The sequence below is a fragment of the Pantoea sp. CCBC3-3-1 genome, from assembly GCF_007981265.1.
Taxonomy (GTDB): Bacteria; Pseudomonadota; Gammaproteobacteria; order Enterobacterales; family Enterobacteriaceae; genus Erwinia.
In genome coordinates, this window is record NZ_CP034363.1 from 2,312,378 (window position 1) to 2,330,716 (window position 18,339).

An 18,339-nucleotide genomic window follows, 5' to 3' on the forward strand; every position below is an offset into this window, starting at 1 on the left:
TTTTTACGCTGCGTATTTTGTTATTTCCAACAATGCTAAGTGAAATTTAATATTTAGCCGCGGCAGCGAGATATGAAATTCTCCTTATAAACAGGATTATGAGGAACGTTGCCATGGGTTATCGCCTGAGTTTATTAGATCAAAGTCCGGCAGAAGAGGGACAAACGCCGGAGGCCGCGCTGAGTGCCACGCTGAATTTTGCCCGTGAAGCGGAAAGACTGGGCTATCACCGTCTGTGGGTGTCCGAACATCACGACAGCGACCGGCTGGCAGGCAGCTCCCCGGAAGTGCTGGTCGCCTGGCTACTGGCACACACCTCGCGGCTGCGCATCGGGTCTGGCGGCGTGATGTTGCAGCACTACAGCCCGTATAAAGTGGCGGAAAATTTTCATCTGCTGGCCGCGCTGGCACCCGATCGGGTCGATATCGGCATTGGCAAAGCGCCGGGCGGCCTGCCGCTGTCCACTAAAGCCTTGCAGGGCGCGCGGGCCGGACATAATGAAGATTTCCCGGCTCAGCTAAAGCAACTGACCCATTATCTGACTTCAGCGACCGAACCCGCTGGCGGCGACAGTGCACGCGCCTTACCCGCCCCGGCGATTGCGCCGCAGCGCTTTTTACTGGGCGCCAGCCCTGAAAGCGCTCGACTCGCCGCCTCGCTCGGCTGGCATTTTGTTTTTGCCGGTTTTATCAATACCAACGAACAGGCGATGCAGGAAGCCGTACTTACCTATCACGAATACGCGGCCGGCAAAGGCAAGGCGCTCATCAGCCTTGCGGCCGTGGCGGCAGAGACGCAGCACCAGGCCGCTGAGCTGGTGGCCCAACAGCACAATTATCGCGTCACGCTCGGCGACAAACACGTCACCGTCGGCACGCTGGAACAGGCCGAAGCCTTTGTCCGCCAGTCGGCTGCCAGCGAGCACCGCATCGAGAAACAGACCGTAAACGTCCTGCACGGCACCGCCGACCATATCCATCAGCGACTGACCGCGCTTAGTCAGCGGCTGAACGTTGACGAATTTATTCTGCATACGCCACTGACCGATGTTGGTCAGCGCCTGCGTTCAATCACGTTGCTGGCTGACCAGCGAATTAAGGAGAACGGATGAGCACTCAAATTAAGTTCGGCCTGATGCTGCACGGCGCAGGCGGCCATATGAATTCCTGGCGTCATACCAGCGCACCGGCAGATGCCAGCGTCAATTTCCGCTATTTCACCGATCTGGCGCAGCGGGCAGAAAACGCCGGTTTCGATTTTCTGTTTGTTGCTGACGGATTGCATATTAATGAAAAATCGTTACCGCATTTCCTCAACCGCTTTGAGCCGATTGCGCTGCTCTCGGCGCTGGCTTCGGTGACGCACCAAATTGGCCTGGCCGGAACGATTTCGACTTCCTACAGCGATCCCTTTACCGTCGCCCGCCAGCTCGCCACGCTGGATAACATCAGCGGAGGCCGTGCCGGATGGAACGTAGTGACATCGCCACTGGAAGGTTCCGCCAAAAACTTTGGCAAAGCGCATCCTGACCATTCGCTGCGTTACAAAATCGCCGAAGAATATATCGATGTGGTGCAGGGCCTGTGGGATTCCTGGGAAGACGACGCTTTTGTGCGCGATCGTGAAAGCGGCGTCTTTTTCGATGCGTCCAAGCTGCACAAGCTCAACCATCACGGGGCGTTTTTCTCGGTGGAGGGGCCGTTGAATATTCAACGTTCTCCGCAGGGGCAGCCGGTGATCTTCCAGGCTGGCGCATCGGATACCGGTATCGGTCTGGCAGGAAAATCCGCGGATGCGGTGTTTACCAACGCCCGGACGCTGGAAGAGGCGAAGACCTACTCAGACAAACTTCAGGCCTCGGTTGCGGAAAATCATCGCCAGCCGGTAGCGATCTTCCCCGGCATCAGCCCGATTGTCGGCAAAACGGCAGAAGAGGCCGAGGCGAAATATCAGCATCTGCTCTCGCTGCTGTCTCTGGAAGATGTACTGGCCTATTTGGGACGTTTCTTCGACCACCACGATTTTAGCCAGTACGACCCGAACGGGCCTTTCCCGGAGCTGGGCGATCTGGGCCAAAACACCTTCCGTTCCACCACGGATGCGATTAAGCGCCGGGCAAAAGAGGAGCCGATTACCCTGCGGCAGATCGCTTATGAAACTGCGCTTCCCCGCGGCGAATTTTTCGGCACGCCGGAACAGGTCGCCAGCGCGCTGATCCGCTGGGTTGAAGAGGGCGGCGCGAGCGGCTTTATCATCAGCGGGCCGGTGCTGGTAGAAGCGCTGGATGATTTCACCCGCTACGTTCTGCCACTGCTGGCTGAACGTGGCTACTGGCAGCCCTCAAAGGAAACCACGCTGCGTGGCAGACTCGGTATCCCTTTCAAAGTCAGTCGCTATGCGCAGCCGGTTCGTACTGCCGCGCTGGCAGGCAAATAAAAGGAGCTAATCTTGCCTGTTACCTTAACTCGGGCGACGCTGCGTCGCCCTTTGCTGGCCTTACTGGTGAGCGGTCTGCTGGCAGGATGCGATCAAGCCGCCAGCGAAGCACCTGCCGTTCCGGCAAAAGCCGCCGCACAAAAAGGCGGCAATTTGCTGATAGCGATTGATACCGACCCAAATTGTCTCGATCCGCAGCAGGCAGGTAACAATAATTCGCTGAATATTGGTCGCCAGTTGACCGATTCCCTGACCGATCAGGATCCACAAACGGGCAATATCGTGCCGTGGTTAGCGACACAATGGCAAATTGACGAAGGCAACCGGCGGTTTACCTTTACTCTTCGTGACAACGTCACCTTTAGCGACGGCACGCCGTTTACCTCACAGTCCGTTAAAGATAATTTTAACGCTATTGTGAAGTTGGGTGCGCGTGCTTCACTGGCGTCAACCTATCTGAAGGGGCTGAAGCAGATTGATACCCCGGACGCGCAAACGGTGGTCATCACCTTTCAGCAGCCGAACGCGCAGTTTTTACAGGCGACCTCCACCATGAGTCTGGGGTTCTTCGCCCCCAGTACCGTGGCCGCCCCGGCCGAAGCGCGCTGTCAGGGATCGCTGGCAGGTACCGGGCCGTTTGTGCTGAAACAGTTTGTGCATAATCAGAAAGTGGATCTCGTCCGGCGGAACGGTTATCAGTGGCCGTCGTCACTGGCAAAACATCAGGGCGAAAGCTACCTGGATAGCGTGGAATATCGCGTGATCCCGGAGAGCGGCGTACGGTTCGGCAGCCTGATTTCACGTCAGCTGGATGTTAACGTTGGCGTCACGCCGCAGGACGAAGCGCTGCTGCTGGCGAAAAACATTCACCTTATCGCCCGCACCAATCCCGGGCTGGTTTACAGCCTGTTCCCTAATCAGTCCACGCCGCTGATGGCTGAAGCACCGCTGCGTCAGGCGTTAAACCTGGCTATCGATCGCCAGGCGCTGAAGCCGGTGCTTTCGCGCTATCAGTCGGCGGCGACCTCGGTGCTGGCAAAAACCACGCCGCTTTATCAGGATCTCAGCGCCGATCTGGGTTACAACCCGCAGGCGGCTGAAAAACTGTTGGAAGAGAATGGCTGGCGGCGCGGCGCGGATGGCATTCGTAGCAAAAACGGTCAGCGCCTGAGTTTCCGTATCAGCTACTGGCAGTCGGCACCGTTTATTGAGGTCGTGCAGCAGCAGCTGCATCAGGTGGGGATCGATCTGCAACTGGAAAAAGCGCCTATCAGCCAGGTCGTGGCGAGGCAGGCGGGCGGCAAGCTGCCGGTTGACTTCTACAATCTGACCCGCTCCGATCCCGACGTGCTGCGAACGGTTTTTGACGCTGGCGGACGCAATGTTAACCATCGCCAGCCCGCAGAGGTCGATCGGCTGCTGTTGCAGTCCAGCGAAACGCTGGAGAAGGCACAGCGGCAGGATTACGTTACTCAGGCGGCGAAACAGCTGATTGCAGAAGGCAACGCCATCCCGCTGGTGGAGCTGGCAACGGTGATCGCGACCGGGCAGAACGTGCGGGGTTTTCATTTTGATGCCTCCTCCCGCTTCCAGCTTTATGACACCTGGCTTACGGCGAAGGAGTAAAAATGAACCATCTCTTGCTCGCCACGCCGAAGAGCCGCCGTCGGCTCCCGGCTTCCCTGAAGCGTGCGTTGCAGGGCATCGGCGTACTGTGGGCAGCCTGGAGCCTGACTTTTTTCATCCTTTATATTCTGCCTGCCGATCCGGTGACTATCATGCTGAATCAGGGCGAACAGAGTACCGTTGACGCGGCGCAGGTCGCCGCGCTAAAGGCGCAGTATCATCTCGATCTGCCTGTCTGGCAGCAATATTTGCTGGCGCTGTGGGATCTGCTGCATCTCAATCTTGGCAAATCGATTATCAGCGGTGACAACGTCACTGATTTAATTATTCAGGCGCTGCCGGCGACCTTACTGCTGGCGGTCTGCGCGCTGGTCGTGGCGCTTATTGTCGGCGGTGGTCTGGCAGCGGGTACCAGCGTCTTGCCGTCCGGGAGAATTAAATCGATGCTGCTTGCGCTGCCTTCACTGGGTGCGGCGCTGCCGACCTTCTGGTCAGGTTTACTGTTGCTACAGCTTTTTTCGTTCAGCCATGCCTGGCTCCCGGCCATGGGAAACCGTGGCTGGCAGTCGCTGGTGCTGCCGACGCTGACGCTGGCAATCCCTACCGCAGCCACCCTCGCTCAGGTAATGAGTCGTTCACTGGCGGAGGTCTGGCGGCGATCTTTTATCGATGCGCTGCGCCTGAAAGGCGCGGGAACAGCCCGTTTGCTCTGGCGCCACGTCTTGCCGAATGCGGCCATTCCGTTACTGACGCTGTCCGGCATGGTGTTTGGTCATCTGCTGGCGGGCGCGGTGATTACCGAAACGATTTTCTCGCGCGAAGGGCTGGGGCGGCTCGCTGAAGGCGCCGTTTCTGCCCAGGATATTCCCCTGGTACAGGGCGTGGTATTGACGGCGGCCACGGTTTTTGTCGTGGTGAATTTTATCACCGATGCGATCTATCCTCTGCTCGATCCACGCCTTGCGACGGGAGAACGCTGATGAGTGAAACCCTAACCGTCAAGCCGCTAAGCCGTCCTTTTGCACTGAGCCTGTGGCTCAGCGTTGGCCTGCTGCTGCTGGTGGCATTGTGGGCGCTGTTTCCCGGCTGGTTTACCGGGCAAAGCCCGCTGGCAGGCGATCCTGTGCAGGCCTTGCAGGCACCTTCCGCCGTGCACTGGTTCGGCACCGATCATTTGGGAAGAGATCTCTACAGCCGCAGCGTATTTGGTACGGCGCTCACGCTACAGGCGACGCTGTTTTCCACCGCAATTGCGCTGTTTGTCGGTACGCTGATGGGCGTGCTGGCGGGATATACCGGCGGCCGGGTCGACAGCGCCTTTATGCGCGTCATCGATATTCTGATGGCCGTACCTAATCTGCTGCTGGCGATGGCAATTATCACCGTACTCGGTTTCGGCACGTTACATATTGCTATCGCCGTCGGGCTTTCTTCCGTGGCGACTTTTGCCAGACTGTCACGGGGAGAGGTATTGCGTAGCCGCACTCATCTGTTTGTTGAGGCGGCGAGAGTCGGTGGCGTGGGGCATTTGACAATTATCCGCCGCCATATTTTACCGCATGCGCTGGCACCGGTACTGTCGCTGGCGGCCCTTGAATTGGGGTTTGCACTGCTCTCCGTTTCCGCCCTGAGCTTTCTGGGTTTTGGCGCGCCGCCGCCCCAGCCGGAATGGGGACTGCTGATTGCCGAAGGCCGCAACTATATTGCCGCTGCGTGGTGGTATACCACCTTGCCGGGGCTGACCATTGTGCTTACCGTGCTGGCGACCAACCGGCTGGCCGGTTTTATTCAGGACAGGGCGGAGGAGCCATGACCCAACCCTTATTAGATGTGGCGGCGCTGTCGGTGGACTACTTTTCCCGTCAGGGGGAAGCTATCCACGCGGTGAAATCATTGAGTTTCACCGTTGATCCCGGCGAGGTGATAGCCCTTGTCGGCGGCTCCGGCTCCGGCAAGTCGACCACCGCTGCGGCGCTGGTTGGGTTGCTGAAGGGGAAAACCCGCCACGCCGGACATATTCGCTTTAACGGCCAGGCGCTGGAAAATGCCAGCCAGCGCCAGTGGCAGCAGCTGCGAGGCGTGGAAATCGGCTTCGTGCCGCAGGATCCGGCCCAGGCGCTGGATCCGATCCAAAGCATCGGCAAACAGATGATTGAAGCGCTGACGCTGCACGGTGTGACTCGTCGCGATGCGAAGCAGCGAGTGCCGGGGCTGCTGGCTGATGTCGGTCTGCGTGATGCTTCGCGGATCGTTGCCAGCTATCCTCATCAGCTTTCAGGCGGGATGCGGCAGCGGATTTTGCTGGCGATGGCCCTGTGCCATCACCCGAAACTGATTATTGCCGATGAGCCGACCAGCGCGCTGGATGTCAGCGTGCAGAAACAGGTGCTGGATACGCTGGATGCGGTGGTGGAAAGCAAGGGAATTGCGATGCTGCTGATTACCCACGATCTGAATATTGCGCTGGAGCGGGCCGACCGGATACTGGTGATGTATGAAGGACGACTGGTGGAAAGCGGCACGCCTGGCAGCCTGCTGCATCAGACGCGGCATCCTTATACTCGCCGCTTGCTGGACGCCTCTCCGGCGTTCTTAACCGTTCCCTGGCGTAAACCGCTGGTCTCGAGGCCGCTGATGCAGGCGCAAAATCTGGTCCGGCATTTTCCGCTGAAAGATGGCCGCCGTTTTCCTGCGGTGGATGATATCTCATTTCCTGTCCTGCGTGGCGGCACAACCAGTCTGGTCGGTGAATCCGGCTCGGGGAAATCCACCACGGTGCGTATGCTGATGGGGCTGGAAGCGTCAGATGCCGGGCAGGTGATTTTTGACGATGTCGCGTTCACCTCGCTTGCCGCTTTTCAGCGCCCTGAGTTTCGCCGTCGGGTACAGCTGGTGTGGCAAAATCCGTTCGCTTCGCTTAACCCAAAAATGACGCTGGAGGAGATTATTACCGAACCGCTACGGGCGTTCAGATGCGGCAATCGCCAGCGCCAGCGTGAGCGGGCGGCAGAACTGCTGACGGACGTGGAGCTGCCGGTAAGCCTGCTGAACAGCCGTCCCGGGACGTTATCCGGCGGCCAGCGCCAGCGCGTAGCGATTGCCCGGGCGCTGGCGATTTCGCCGGACCTGGTGATCCTTGATGAGCCCGTGTCCGCGCTGGATGTGGCGGTGCAGGCGCAGATCCTCCAGCTGTTAGAACGCTTACAGCGCGAGCACGGCCTGACCTATCTGTTTATCTCTCATGACCTGGCGGTGGTGCGGCAGATCTCGGATTACGTGGTGATAATGCAGCAGGGAAAGGTGGTTGAGCAGGGTGCAGCGCAGCAGATCTTTACCTCACCGGGCGCGGATTATACCCGCCAGCTGCTTTCACATGTTCCGGGCGCGAACGGATATAAAAAAGCGGCAGGGTGATTTTGCCGCAGAATTCGTTTACACCGTGCTGGCGCGAGGAACATGAGTCTTCCACAAAGACGCAAAAAGCGGCATCCGTGCCAGCTCGGCCTGGGCCGTCCATGGCCCAGGACGCTTTGTTCCAGGCTCATGTTCCTCGCGCTTTGAGTTCGTTAGCAGTCTGTACGGCAGGGTAATCCTGCCGCTGCCGTTACTGTTTTTTATCAAGTGACCAGGTGGCGCTACTGACGTCAACTTTTACCGGCAACAGCCCAATCTGGCTAAATTTGTCGGCCAGAGCCTGCTGCTCTTTAAACACCTCCGGCGTCATGCGTTCAGCGCCAAACGGCATTCGTGCCAGCGCCCGCTGCCAGATGGGTTGAGGCAAACCGGTCGAGGTAGAGAGGATCTTCGCCGTCTCAGCCGGATTTTTATTCGCCCAGTCGCTCAGGCTGCCCAGTTCATCCACCACCTTTTTCGCCGTCTCCGGCCAGGTTTCCGCGAACTTACGGCTGGCAAGATAGAAGGTGTAGTGCGGTACCAGGCCTTCGGCATTTTTCACCAGCCGCGCTTTAGCATTGGTTTCCACCTCGGCGTAGTAAGGATCCCAGATTACCCAGGCATCAACCGCGCCACGCTGAAAAGCCGCGCGGGCATCAGCGGGCGGCAGATAAACCGGCGTGATATCTTTATAGCTCAGGCCCGCTTTTTCCAGTGCGCTGACCAGTAAATAATTCACATCTGATCCTTTATTCAACGCCACGCGTTTGCCTTTTAAATCGGCTACGTTTTTAATCGTGGAATTTTCCGGCACCACGATGGCTTCCGTTTTTGGATTAGCCGGTGAATGCGCCAGATAGACCAAATCGGCTTTCGCGGCCTGGGCAAAGGCCGGGGGCGCATCGCCGGTTGCAGCCAGATCGATACTGCCGACGTTTAATCCTTCCAGCATTTGCGGGCCAGCAGGAAATTCTACCCAGCGTACGGCGATGCCCTGTTTTTTAAAATCTTCATCCAGCGTGCCGCGATATTTCAGCAGAGCAAAGATATTGGCTTTCTGGTAACCGATATTGACCGTTTTTGGCGCATTCTCCGCCATGGCCGCCTGGCTTGTGACTAAAATCGCTGTCGCGATAAGACTGCTGAAAAGGGTTTTTTTCACTGTTTTATCCCATAGTTAAAGTGCTGTCTGCGCAACATAGCAAACTGGCGGGCTTCAGCTTAGAGAGTAAAAATTCTATGGTTAGCGAAAAAAAGCATAGCGCGACGGTCAGTTTTCTTTCAATTGTTTGTGAAATTATAGAATGCTGACTTTCATTTAATGATGAGGGTTGTTTTATATCCCGCATCAGTATGCTAACCGGCTATTACATGTTTATATAAATTGTTATCGTAACTTTATATGCGCAGAGGATAGGCATAATAAAAATAATTATTGTGAGATGCTTTCAGGAAAAAGTAAAAATAGCTCGCCATTTTTTCGTGGAACAGGATAATGCGCCCGGCTTTATTCACTTTGTTCGTTTTCAAGGAAGAATTAATCATGAACGTAGTTTTTCGGTTTTCTGCGGCGTTATTTGTCTTTCTGCTCAGCGCCTGCGCCGGTCAATTAACCAGTGTTGATCGACAGGCTAACCATGCTGCACATCAGCTGGCGGCCAGCAAATTCGATCCCGCATTTCGTTTAAACGTAACGGATACGGCTAAGAGTCTTCGCCCCTGTTTACAACAGGCCTGGCAACGCGGGGTGGACGACCGTCAAAAAGGGGTCACGCGTCTTCAGGCCGAAGCGAACAGGGAGGCGCTGCGCAATGCAGAAAATCCTGCTTTGGGGCAGATAGGGTCGATCTTCGTCGGCAAGGTTTATGAGGCCGATCGACCCGAAAAAGCCCGGAAAATTATGCTGGATGCTATGGCGGCCAGCTACCGGGACGGCTATGAGGGGCGCCCGTAAGCAGCAGGCCGGGCGATGGCCATTACCGCTACGACTCGCGCATTATTTACCGGTCGTAGCGGGTGAGGTTCAGATCGCCGAAACCTTAAGCCGACGTCGTTTTCGGCTGGCGTTGACGGCCAAACCGCTGTTCGGGTAAAACGAGCGTGCAGGTCAGCATAAATTCGGCCGCATGACGGCCTGCGGCTATTTCATACTCGCCTCCGGCAATCACCCATTGCCCGCTCTCGCTGTGCCAGCAGGCGATAACTTTAGGTTCCAGCATCAGCGTGACCTGGCGACTTTCTCCCGCGGCCAGTTCAACACGGGCAAAAGCCGCCAGCCGCGGCACATAAGCCTTATTCGCCGGCTGGATGTAAATCTGCACGACCTCAGCCCCTGGCCTGTCGCCAGTATTGGTCACGTCGAGCGAGACTTCGATGCCTGCACCCTGCCGTGATGCGCTGAGATGGCTGCTGCTAAAGGTGGTATAGCTCAGCCCATAGCCGAACGGCAACAGCGGTTTTTGCCTGGTGCGGGCATACCAGCGGTAGCCCACGTCGGAACCTTCGACGTTATAGTCAATATGCAAAATATCGCCTTTAACCGGCACGCCGGGCAGCGAGGTGGTTGTTTGCGGATCGATCTGCGAAGGCTGTGGCAGCTGCTGTTCATGCAGGGGAAAGCTCACCGGCAGGCGACCCGATGGGTTGACCCGACCAAATAACACACCGGCAATGGCTTCGCCGCCGCCCGAGCCCGGATACCAGGCTTGCAGCACGGCAGCCACATCGTCGAGCCACTGCAGCGTCACCGCGCCACCTGTCTCCAGCACCACAATGACCTGTTGATGGCTTGCCGCCAGCGCCGCGATCAGCTGATTTTGCTTATCGTCTAACGCCAGCCCCTGCGCATCCAGGGCTTCTGAACGCCACTCTTCAGCAAAGACAATAACCGCATCGGCATCACGGGCCTGTTCCACCGCGCTGGCAATATCCTCACCGCTATGAAAATCGACTGAGGCGGCACCTGACTCGGCGCGGATAGCATGTAGCGGTGGGGAAGGCTGGTAAACTTTGTCCGTGGCAATGCCCATAAAATCAATGCCCGGCAACCGCAGGCTGCCAACCGGCGTCACCGCCGATGAACCGCCGCCGGCCAGTACGCCCTGGTCAGCATGTGCACCGACCACCAGCAGCCGTTTCGCGCCTTTCTTCAGCGGCAATACGCTATGACGGTTTTTCAGCAGCACAATTCCCTGTTCCGCCTCACGCTGGGCCACCAGGCGGTGAGCCATATAATCAATATCACCGCCCGGCTGCGCCGGATGTTCAATTGCACCCACTGCAAACAGGCTGCGTAAAATGCGCCGCACCATATCGTCAATTCGGCCTTGCGGCACAATACCGGCCGCAACGGCTTCACGCAGAGGGCGATCGAACCAGACCTGCTGGTCAAGATTGGCACCTGACTGCACATCAAGCCCGGCAAGGGCCGCTTTGGCCGCAGAATGGGTCGCTCCCCAGTCGGACATGACCCACCCGGGATAGCGCCAGTCGCCTTTCAGCACTTTATTAAGCAGAAACGCGTTTTCGGAGGCCCATTCACCGTTAACAAGGTTATAGCCGGGCATCACAGCGCCGGGTTTACCCGTATCGATGGCTATTTCGAATGCCAGCAGGTCCGACTCGCGCATTGCGGCCTCATCCAGATCTGAACTGACCACTACGCGGCCCGTTTCCTGAGCATTGACCGCAAAGTGTTTAACGGTTGAGACCACGTGTTGTGACTGTATGCCGAGCACCGAATGGCCGGCCATCACGCCGGTTAGCAGCGGATCTTCAGAGAGATATTCAAAGTTACGGCCGCCTCGCGGTTCGCGGATCACATTCGCGCCGCCTGCCAGCTGAACGTTAAATCCTTTAGCAAAGGCCTCGCGACCTACCATTTTTCCGCTGCGTTCGGCCATGTCTGGATTAAAGGTGGAGGCGAGCAGCAGGCTGGAAGGCAGGGCGGTGGCATTATCGCCGGGACGGACATTGCCCAATGCGGTAATGCCCAGGCTCGCGTCGGACTGCTGCATAGCGGGAATGCCCAGGCGCGGAATGCCGGGATAAAAAGCGGCGGAACCGATAGCGCCTTCCGGCAAAGGCTCATCGCCGAGTGGGATCGCCATCGGCCCGGAAAGCCAGGCGTATTTTTCATCTTCCGTCATCTCGGCCAATACGATTTCTGCCTGCCGATCGGCAGACAGGCCAGGTTGTTGCCAGCAATATTTCATCAGGTTCCCTCCGCGTTAGCATCTTCGGTTTGTTTGGGGTGTGACAGTGCCTGAGCGGCACAGATTAAGGCCAAATGGCTCAGGCCTTGGGGCAGATTGCCACGCCAGCTGCCGGTTCTGACATCAAACATCTCGTTAAAGGTTTCCACGTTGCCGCGGTTGCACAGGCATTCAAGGATCTCCTCCATCGCCTGCGCTGCCTGCCCGGTTTCGCCCATTGCAGCCAGCGCTTCTGCCAGCCAGAACGAGCAGGCAACAAAGGTGCTTTCTTCTTCCTCAACGTTGCTGTAGCGATAAAGCATGGCGCTGTCGTGGCCCAGTTCATGGCGGATCGCCTGATAAGTTGACAACATACGCTGAGGATTTACCGTGTTGCCGTAGTGATGAACCAGCGCCAGCGAGGCATCGAGCCGATCCTCGCTGCCGACATAGAACAGATAGGCCTGTTTCTTATCCGACCAGCAAAATTCTTCAATCCAGTCGCGAATACGATCGCGCTCACGTCTCCAGCGGGCTACCCAGGTGGGTTCGATATGCTTGCCGTCCGCCATGGCGACCGCCCGATCCAGCGCCAGCCAGCAGGCCATTTTCGAATGGGTGTAGTGCTGCTCATCTGGCAGTTCCCAAATGCCGGAATCCTTTTGTCGCCAGCTGTCCGCGCAGCAGTTCGCCAGCTCGCCCAGCATGCGGGAAGTGGCGATATCCAGCACGTGCCCGGCCTCAATGAACAGCTGTGCAGTTGCGAGCATGTCGCCATACATGCTGAGCTGCACCTGATCGCGCGCGTTGTTTCCGACACGAACCGGCTGGGAATTGCAGTAGCCGCTCAGCGGTAAATAACGCTCCTCGGGAACGATATCGCCTTCCAGCGTATAGCAGGCTCGTAGCTTAACGCCGTGACGAATAATGGTGCGCGTAAGCCAGGAAAATGCCGCTTTACAATCTTCCAGCGCCCCCAGATAGACAAATGCCTTAATGATCAGGCAGGCGTCGCGTACCCAGGCGTAGCGGTAATCATAGTTTTTTTCGCCGCCCAGGCCTTCGGGTAAGGAGGTGGTCGCCGCCGCCGCTAACGCGCCGGTAGGTGAATACCACAGAAACTTCAGCGCCAGCGCCGAGCGCTTGACGTGCAGCGGGTACTTACCGTCATAGCTCAGATGATGTACCCAGTCGCGCCAGGCAATATGGCTGGTTTCAATCCGATCGTTAATAGCCGCAAGGCTCGGTACGGCCAGCGGCTCTTTTTCGCTGGCGAGCAGGGCGATCAACGACTGCGAGCCAGGCGATGTGGTCAGCCGCCCGGAGATTGCTTCATCGCTGAAATGCGTCATTGTCACGTCATCGCTGCTTTTCAGCATTGCCATCAAATCGCCAATATGAAAGACCGTGCCCTGTTGGGTATCAGCCAGCCAGGGAGAACGGGTTTCCGCCATGGTGCCAAGGCGCAGGTGAAGTTTGAGTTCAACAGAACCGTCCAGGCCTTCAATACGGCGTGCCAGCTCGCTCCAGGGCAGTCGGCCCGCCAGCGAGCTGTTAAGTGACTCCGTTAGCCGCACCGAACCGCTGTCGGTTTTATAACAGGTTTCCAGTACATTACTGTCTTCGCGATAGTGTCGCTGTACCTGATACTCGCCCACCGGCTCAATCTGGAAAAAACCGCCAATCTGCGCATCCAGAATACGATCGAACAGCGGCGGCGAATCCAGATTTGGCGCACACCACCAGTCAATTGAACCGTCAGGCGCAATCAGCGCAACAGAGCGTCCTTCGCCGATGGCAGCGTAATCACCCAGGCCGACAAAGCCTTTTTCACGAACGGGGGAACGGTATGTTTTGTTATCCACCAGACATCCTTTGTGCAGAACGGAAGTTGCCCTTTTAACCCCAGCAGGCGCGCCACGATGCGGACGACAGCAACACTCGTGAGGGAAATCAGGTTGTTGATTGAAAAGTATAGGTAATTTTCAGCGGACTGGCGCAAGACTAATCGAGGTTTTCGGCGGTCACGATGTTTAACGCTACTTTGCCGTCGCTGTACATTTCTGGTTGATAGCCCGTTTCCAGATGACGCAGCATAAGATCCACCGCCAGCCTGGCGTGCTGCGGGGCATTTTGATCGAGGGTAAACGAGACCACATCATCACAGAGCAGGGTTCGGGTCAGGGAATAGAGTTCATGGGTGATAAAGGTACAGTTACCGGGCAGGCCGTGTCGCTGTAAAACGGAGGTGATTTCGCTGTTGCCCAGCCCCGTATTGTAAATGCCGGCGACCTCTTCAGCGTGGCGCAATGCGTCGTCCAACAGGCCCCGGATCCGTTCGCGTCGGTCTTCGCCGGTCAAGACTTCCCGCAGCCGGATATGCGGCGCACGGGCAGTAACCGCTTCACGAAAGCCTTCAATACGCTGACGGTGCGCCAGGTAATCGGTTCGTCCGCTGATCATAATTACCTCGCCGGTAACAGCCGTCTTGCTCATCAATAAACCGGCTGTGCGACCGGCCTGATACTGGTTGATGCCGACGTGGCATAGCCTGCTGGCATCAGGGATATCCGTCACAATCGTAATCACCGGCACGCCCGCTGCCTGACAGTAAGCCAGCGCCTGATGAATAGCCGCATAATCATGACCGAAGACGATGAGTCCGTCGCGTTTCTGACTGCTTTCAACAATCGCCTGCGCCAGCTTTTCCGGCTGTGATTCAGGAATGCAGGTTCTGTGCAGCGTCAGGCGCTGATAGCCCAGCTGGCTGGCTATTGCGCTAAAATCGCGGGTCAGACGCTGAAAAAAGAAGGATGCGTTACCGCTCAGGAAAACTTCAATTTGCCAGGGCTGCCGGTACGCTTCCGGTAACTGACGTTTGAGTCCGGCTTCGCGCGCAACCTGTAGCACTTTGCGTACGGTTTCTGGTGATACGCCGCCGCGATCGTTGAGCACCCTGTCTACGGTAGCCACACCAACACCCGCCATTTTTGCCAACATTTGCAGGGTTAATTTTTTCATTCATTGCCGCTCCCAAAATCCCTGAAAGGTGTTTTTACTCGAGTCGCCAGACCCGTTTCAGGATCTTCACCACGCCGCTACGGGTCGGGATAGTATGCGCAGGTTACTGCTAAACGCAACCTGCTGAAACAACTGATACAAATGGCCGTAACGGTAAAGACCGGGGCTCTTATCCTCTCTCCGGCCTGACGGGCAAATCTTAAGTCAGGCCGCTAACGGGCAGCCCGCAAAATTTGAGACTAGACTCTGGTATGACGTAAACAGGGGGTAGGATGAAATTAGGCTTTGCTTGTAAATATATTAATGAAGATTTAAAACAGCTTTATCCTTTTAAAGCCACCACGCGCACCCGTTTTTTAAGCTTAGATAATGACCAAAGAACAGCGCTGATTTTCACGCTGGCAAAAAATAATCTGACCCATCTTTATCTTATTTTAGAGCAGCTGGCTTCGCAGCCGGAAGATCTGCGGATGATGAGGATTGGCAGCGATTTGCTGCCTTTATATACCGTGCCTGAAGCCACGCCGCTCTATGCGGATTTTTTACCCGAACTTCACGATTTATTCAAAAGATGCGGTGACTTCGCCCGGAAAAATAATATTCGTCTTTCTTTCCATCCGGGACAGTATTCGGTGCTGGCATCTGATAATCCGGCAGTGGTCGATCGGGCGCTTGAAGACGTGGAATACCACGCTTTATGTGCATCGCTGATGGGCTATGGCAGATCGTTCCAGGATTTCAAGATTAACATCCATATGAACGGTAAAAAGGGGCTGGCGGGATTCAGAGACGCTTTCGCCCGCCTGAGCCCGGCAGCTCAGCGGATGTTGACCGTGGAAAATGATGAAATTTCCTGCTCGCTGGATGACGTATTGCAAGCCAGAGACTTATGTCCTGTGGTGCTGGATATTCATCATCACTGGGTGAAAGAGAATGAATTCATTAAGCCGGACGATCCGCGTGTTGCCTTAATTAAAGAATCCTGGCGCGGCGTAAGGCCGGTTATGCATTATTCAGTATCGGTGGAAGGGTTAATTCCTGAGCAGGGTTTTCCCGATCAGGCAATTTTGGGCGTCGCTAAAACAAAACTTCGTGCGCATTCCGATTACTATTTCAACGATACGCTGAATGACTGGGCCTTGTCGTTTGGTGACTTCGATATTATGTGCGAGGTAAAAATGAAGAATTTAGCCCGCGACAAATTATATGCGCGCTGGTTGACGAAACAGTAAATAAGAGGGCGCTTTAGTCAGTTAATGCCCTGATAAACTTCACGTGCATGAAACACAGGCTGGTCACAAAGCGTCCCGGGCCGGGATTGCCCGGGACGCTTCTGGTCACAGTTTTCCCGCATGCGTTTGTTCTGACGTGCCAAAGTGCGTATCGCCCCTGGCCGCAGCGCCGCCACCCTTAACGCTTTCCAGCTGTACGGTATTGCCTTTTTCCCAGGCATTCGCGCCCTTTGCTACCGGATGCGCGACGATATCCTTGCGTGAATCCCTGATTTTCTTCGTATCAACGTCGAAGCGTTTATCGCGGTCGGTTAACAGCCGGGGATCCATCTGGCCGTCAGCGGTAAAGCCCATCATCAGCGCCGGAATACCCATCGGCAGGGTCTTATCGCGATCGGTATGCCAGGTGTGCCAGGTTTTACCATAGGTATTGACGATGCGCGTCATCAGCGCTTTTTCAGCAACGGGCGGCAGACCCGGCGCAATCAGGCTGCCCGATTTCACTTCATACTGATGGCTGTGCCAGTATTTTTTCTCTTCCGGCGGCAGCGTCTTAAACAGCCGTTCGCTGATGATATATTCCACCCCCATCAGTTTGGCATCGCGGGTATTCCCGTCGTAAATCACCACCTGCATCACATCATCATTAAGGATCGTGACGTAATGGTGGGCTTCCATCTGGCCATTATGATCGCCGTTATAAAAATGAAAACCATCCAGGTAGGCGTTAATCGCATCAATCGGCGGCCGGGATTGCATCATCGCCGCACCGCTGTCCAACACTTTCATTTTTCCGGAGGTTGGCGCGCCGGGGCTGGTCACTTTCGGCGGGCTGTTATTCGCGCCGCAGCCGCAGAGAAGCAATACGGCGAGCAGGGGGATTGTGCCTTTCATAACTGGCTCCATTAGGTAAGGGAACGTCTGAAATTGTTAACTTTTGCTGCAAAGCCTGGCAGGTTACTGGCGTTTATCAAGCTACCAGGCACCAGCTTATTCCAGTAAATGCCTTGCCGAATTATTGGCTTTATCAATCAGCCCGGTCATGTTCACTCCTACCAGGTTGCCGTCGCGCTTAACCAGGCGGCCATCCACCAACACGGTGTCGACATTTTCGGGCCTGGCGGAATAGACGATCAGCGCGGCAGGATCGCCGCCGCCAAAACCGCTCATATTTAGCGTGCCGGGGTTAATAATTTGCACATCGGCTCGCTTACCCGGCTGGAGCGTGCCGGTGATGTTGCCTAATCCTGCGGCCTCGGCACCCTGGCGAGTGGCGAGTGCCAGCAGATGTCGGGCATCGGGTTTGCCTTCATCTTTTGCTCCACCGCTCATCAGCAGGGCAGCCAGCCGCAGCGTGGCAAACATATCCGCGCTGCCCGCCAGCGCGTTGCCGTCAATGCCCAGCCCCTGACGCGTGATGCGGCTGAAATGATCCAGCCGCGTCAGGCCATAGGCAACATGCGCTTCACTGATCGGGGTGAGCGCCAGACTGCCGCCTGCCTTTTCCAGCGCATCCAGCTGCTGCGGTGTGGCGTCTGTGGCATGGACGACGGTAACGAAAGGCGCGAGATAATCACGCTGGATCAGCGCGTTAAACATCGCATCGGCCTGGCCGCTGACGTGAACCTGTACCGGCAGATGGTGCTCACGCGCAAACTGATATTCACGGTCACGCATTGTCCAGTTACCGGCATCCTTTAAATCTTTTGGCAGGCGCCATGCAAGGCCCAGTGAGACGCGCGGTGTCTGTTTGGCTAACAGGGTTTGCAGATGCGATAAATCAATTGGCGAACGGGTGGTTTTATCAGGCCCGCCATAAAACATAATCGCCCGGATACCGGCGTCATTCAGCGCCTTGTAGCCCGCATCGGCCCATTCCGGGCCGCGGATATTGTCAAAAAAATCGCTGCTGGTGGTAATACCCGCCGCCAAAAGCTCCAGCGCGCCGCTATACATGGCGATGTAGACATCATCAGGCTGCATCGCAGCGCCTGACCGGCTACTGACCGCAGAAAATTTCCCTTCTTTATTACGAAACTGACCGCGCATCGTGGTGATCCACAGATGTGAGTGGGCATCGACAAAACCGGGTAAAACAAATTTTCCGCTGGCGTCAATTATCTCGGCATCGGGTTGCTGGAGATTTTTACCCATTTTACTGATGCTGTTACCGTCAATTAACAGATCGGTATGTGGCTGGTCAGCCATACCGGATTGCATAGAAAGAACGTAGCCGTTTTTGATCAAAATGGGTGCCGCACTGGCGGTTGGCGAAATGAAAATAGCGATAAAAAGGGCAATGACCCACGCTGGATACATAGTTTTCTCCGGATGGTAGTGGCCTTCTGATGCGATAAAAGAGTGAGGGACTTAATCAAGGTTAGCTGAGTTGCTTAGAATGGCTTCGGAAGAACATGGATAACGACCAATACCAGCC

The 18,339-nt window shown here is 56.3% G+C and carries 14 protein-coding genes; 8 read left to right on the top strand and 6 right to left on the bottom strand.

Annotated features, from left to right (window positions below; all coding sequences use genetic code 11):
- Positions 1 to 113: 113 nt before the first annotated feature.
- Genes EHV07_RS10840 through EHV07_RS10865 form a run of 6 tightly spaced genes read left to right on the top strand, consistent with a single transcriptional unit; the run spans position 114 to position 7,477 of the window.
- Complete coding sequence (locus tag EHV07_RS10840; protein WP_147197783.1) at positions 114 to 1,112, top strand: MsnO8 family LLM class oxidoreductase; 999 nt, start codon at positions 114 to 116, stop codon at positions 1,110 to 1,112.
- Positions 1,109 to 2,437, top strand: coding sequence for an LLM class flavin-dependent oxidoreductase (locus EHV07_RS10845; RefSeq protein WP_147197785.1), 1,329 nt, complete (start codon positions 1,109 to 1,111; stop codon positions 2,435 to 2,437). The genes EHV07_RS10840 and EHV07_RS10845 overlap by 4 nt, the downstream gene beginning before the upstream one ends.
- 12 nt (positions 2,438 to 2,449) lie before the next feature.
- Positions 2,450 to 4,063 carry an ABC transporter substrate-binding protein gene (locus EHV07_RS10850; protein ID WP_254446331.1) on the top strand — a complete coding sequence of 538 codons (1,614 nt, stop codon included), beginning with the start codon at positions 2,450 to 2,452 and terminating at the stop codon, positions 4,061 to 4,063.
- Positions 4,064 to 4,065: 2 nt separating this feature from the next.
- Positions 4,066 to 5,043: an ABC transporter permease gene (locus EHV07_RS10855; protein WP_147197789.1), complete on the top strand. Its 978-nt coding sequence runs from the start codon at positions 4,066 to 4,068 to the stop codon at positions 5,041 to 5,043.
- Entirely contained in the window at positions 5,043 to 5,876 is an 834-nt protein-coding gene (locus EHV07_RS10860; RefSeq protein WP_147197791.1) for an ABC transporter permease, read from the top strand. The genes EHV07_RS10855 and EHV07_RS10860 overlap by 1 nt, the downstream gene beginning before the upstream one ends.
- A complete protein-coding gene (locus tag EHV07_RS10865; RefSeq protein WP_147197793.1) occupies positions 5,873 to 7,477 on the top strand; it encodes an ABC transporter ATP-binding protein in 1,605 nt (534 codons plus the stop codon). Before EHV07_RS10860 ends, EHV07_RS10865 begins: the two co-directional genes overlap by 4 nt.
- A 190-nt stretch (positions 7,478 to 7,667) precedes the next feature.
- Here EHV07_RS10865 and EHV07_RS10870 read toward each other — a convergent pair whose 3' ends face one another.
- Complete coding sequence (locus EHV07_RS10870; RefSeq protein WP_147197795.1) at positions 7,668 to 8,618, bottom strand: sulfonate ABC transporter substrate-binding protein; 951 nt, start codon at positions 8,616 to 8,618, stop codon at positions 7,668 to 7,670.
- Positions 8,619 to 8,951: 333 nt separating this feature from the next.
- On the opposite strand from EHV07_RS10870, the gene EHV07_RS10875 reads away from it, so the two are divergent.
- Positions 8,952 to 9,410 (top strand): Exc2 family lipoprotein, encoded by a 459-nt coding sequence (locus EHV07_RS10875; RefSeq protein WP_147197797.1) that lies wholly within the window; start codon positions 8,952 to 8,954, stop codon positions 9,408 to 9,410.
- A gap of 85 nt (positions 9,411 to 9,495) precedes the next feature.
- Here EHV07_RS10875 and EHV07_RS10880 read toward each other — a convergent pair whose 3' ends face one another.
- The 3 genes from EHV07_RS10880 to EHV07_RS10890 all read right to left on the bottom strand — a co-directional run bounded on the left by EHV07_RS10880 (position 9,496) and on the right by EHV07_RS10890 (position 14,670).
- Positions 9,496 to 11,670: a beta-glucosidase gene (locus EHV07_RS10880; protein WP_147197799.1), complete on the bottom strand. Its 2,175-nt coding sequence runs from the start codon at positions 11,668 to 11,670 to the stop codon at positions 9,496 to 9,498.
- Positions 11,670 to 13,514 (bottom strand): glycoside hydrolase family 15 protein, encoded by a 1,845-nt coding sequence (locus EHV07_RS10885; RefSeq protein WP_147197801.1) that lies wholly within the window; start codon positions 13,512 to 13,514, stop codon positions 11,670 to 11,672. Before EHV07_RS10885 ends, EHV07_RS10880 begins: the two co-directional genes overlap by 1 nt.
- Before the next feature lie 139 nt (positions 13,515 to 13,653).
- Entirely contained in the window at positions 13,654 to 14,670 is a 1,017-nt protein-coding gene (locus EHV07_RS10890; RefSeq protein WP_147197803.1) for a LacI family DNA-binding transcriptional regulator, read from the bottom strand.
- 272 nt (positions 14,671 to 14,942) lie between these two features.
- On the opposite strand from EHV07_RS10890, the gene EHV07_RS10895 reads away from it, so the two are divergent.
- Positions 14,943 to 15,902 carry a UV damage endonuclease UvsE gene (locus EHV07_RS10895; RefSeq protein WP_147197805.1) on the top strand — a complete coding sequence of 320 codons (960 nt, stop codon included), beginning with the start codon at positions 14,943 to 14,945 and terminating at the stop codon, positions 15,900 to 15,902.
- Positions 15,903 to 16,007: 105 nt separating this feature from the next.
- On the opposite strand, the gene EHV07_RS10900 is transcribed toward EHV07_RS10895, so the two are convergent.
- Together EHV07_RS10900 and EHV07_RS10905 are read right to left on the bottom strand one after the other, a co-directional pair.
- A complete protein-coding gene (locus EHV07_RS10900; protein ID WP_147197807.1) occupies positions 16,008 to 16,796 on the bottom strand; it encodes an OBAP family protein in 789 nt (262 codons plus the stop codon).
- Positions 16,797 to 16,892: 96 nt separating this feature from the next.
- Positions 16,893 to 18,221 (bottom strand): amidohydrolase family protein, encoded by a 1,329-nt coding sequence (locus EHV07_RS10905; RefSeq protein ID WP_254446332.1) that lies wholly within the window; start codon positions 18,219 to 18,221, stop codon positions 16,893 to 16,895.
- Between the last annotated feature and the right edge of the window lie 118 nt (positions 18,222 to 18,339).

Excerpts from the sequence above, each read along its gene's own strand:
- EHV07_RS10865 (WP_147197793.1), top strand. The coding sequence starts at position 5,873 with ATGACCCAACCCTTATTAGATGTGGCGGCGCTGTCGGTGGACTACTTT.
- EHV07_RS10880 (WP_147197799.1), bottom strand. The coding sequence starts at position 11,670 with ATGAAATATTGCTGGCAACAACCTGGCCTGTCTGCCGATCGGCAGGCA.
- EHV07_RS10855 (WP_147197789.1), top strand. The coding sequence starts at position 4,066 with ATGAACCATCTCTTGCTCGCCACGCCGAAGAGCCGCCGTCGGCTCCCG.
- EHV07_RS10860 (WP_147197791.1), top strand. The coding sequence starts at position 5,043 with ATGAGTGAAACCCTAACCGTCAAGCCGCTAAGCCGTCCTTTTGCACTG.
- EHV07_RS10900 (WP_147197807.1), bottom strand. The coding sequence starts at position 16,796 with ATGAAAGGCACAATCCCCCTGCTCGCCGTATTGCTTCTCTGCGGCTGC.
- EHV07_RS10895 (WP_147197805.1), top strand. The coding sequence starts at position 14,943 with ATGAAATTAGGCTTTGCTTGTAAATATATTAATGAAGATTTAAAACAG.
- EHV07_RS10875 (WP_147197797.1), top strand. The coding sequence starts at position 8,952 with ATGCGCCCGGCTTTATTCACTTTGTTCGTTTTCAAGGAAGAATTAATC.
- EHV07_RS10905 (WP_254446332.1), bottom strand. The coding sequence starts at position 18,221 with ATGTATCCAGCGTGGGTCATTGCCCTTTTTATCGCTATTTTCATTTCG.
- EHV07_RS10845 (WP_147197785.1), top strand. The coding sequence starts at position 1,109 with ATGAGCACTCAAATTAAGTTCGGCCTGATGCTGCACGGCGCAGGCGGC.
- EHV07_RS10890 (WP_147197803.1), bottom strand. The coding sequence starts at position 14,670 with ATGAAAAAATTAACCCTGCAAATGTTGGCAAAAATGGCGGGTGTTGGT.
- EHV07_RS10840 (WP_147197783.1), top strand. The coding sequence starts at position 114 with ATGGGTTATCGCCTGAGTTTATTAGATCAAAGTCCGGCAGAAGAGGGA.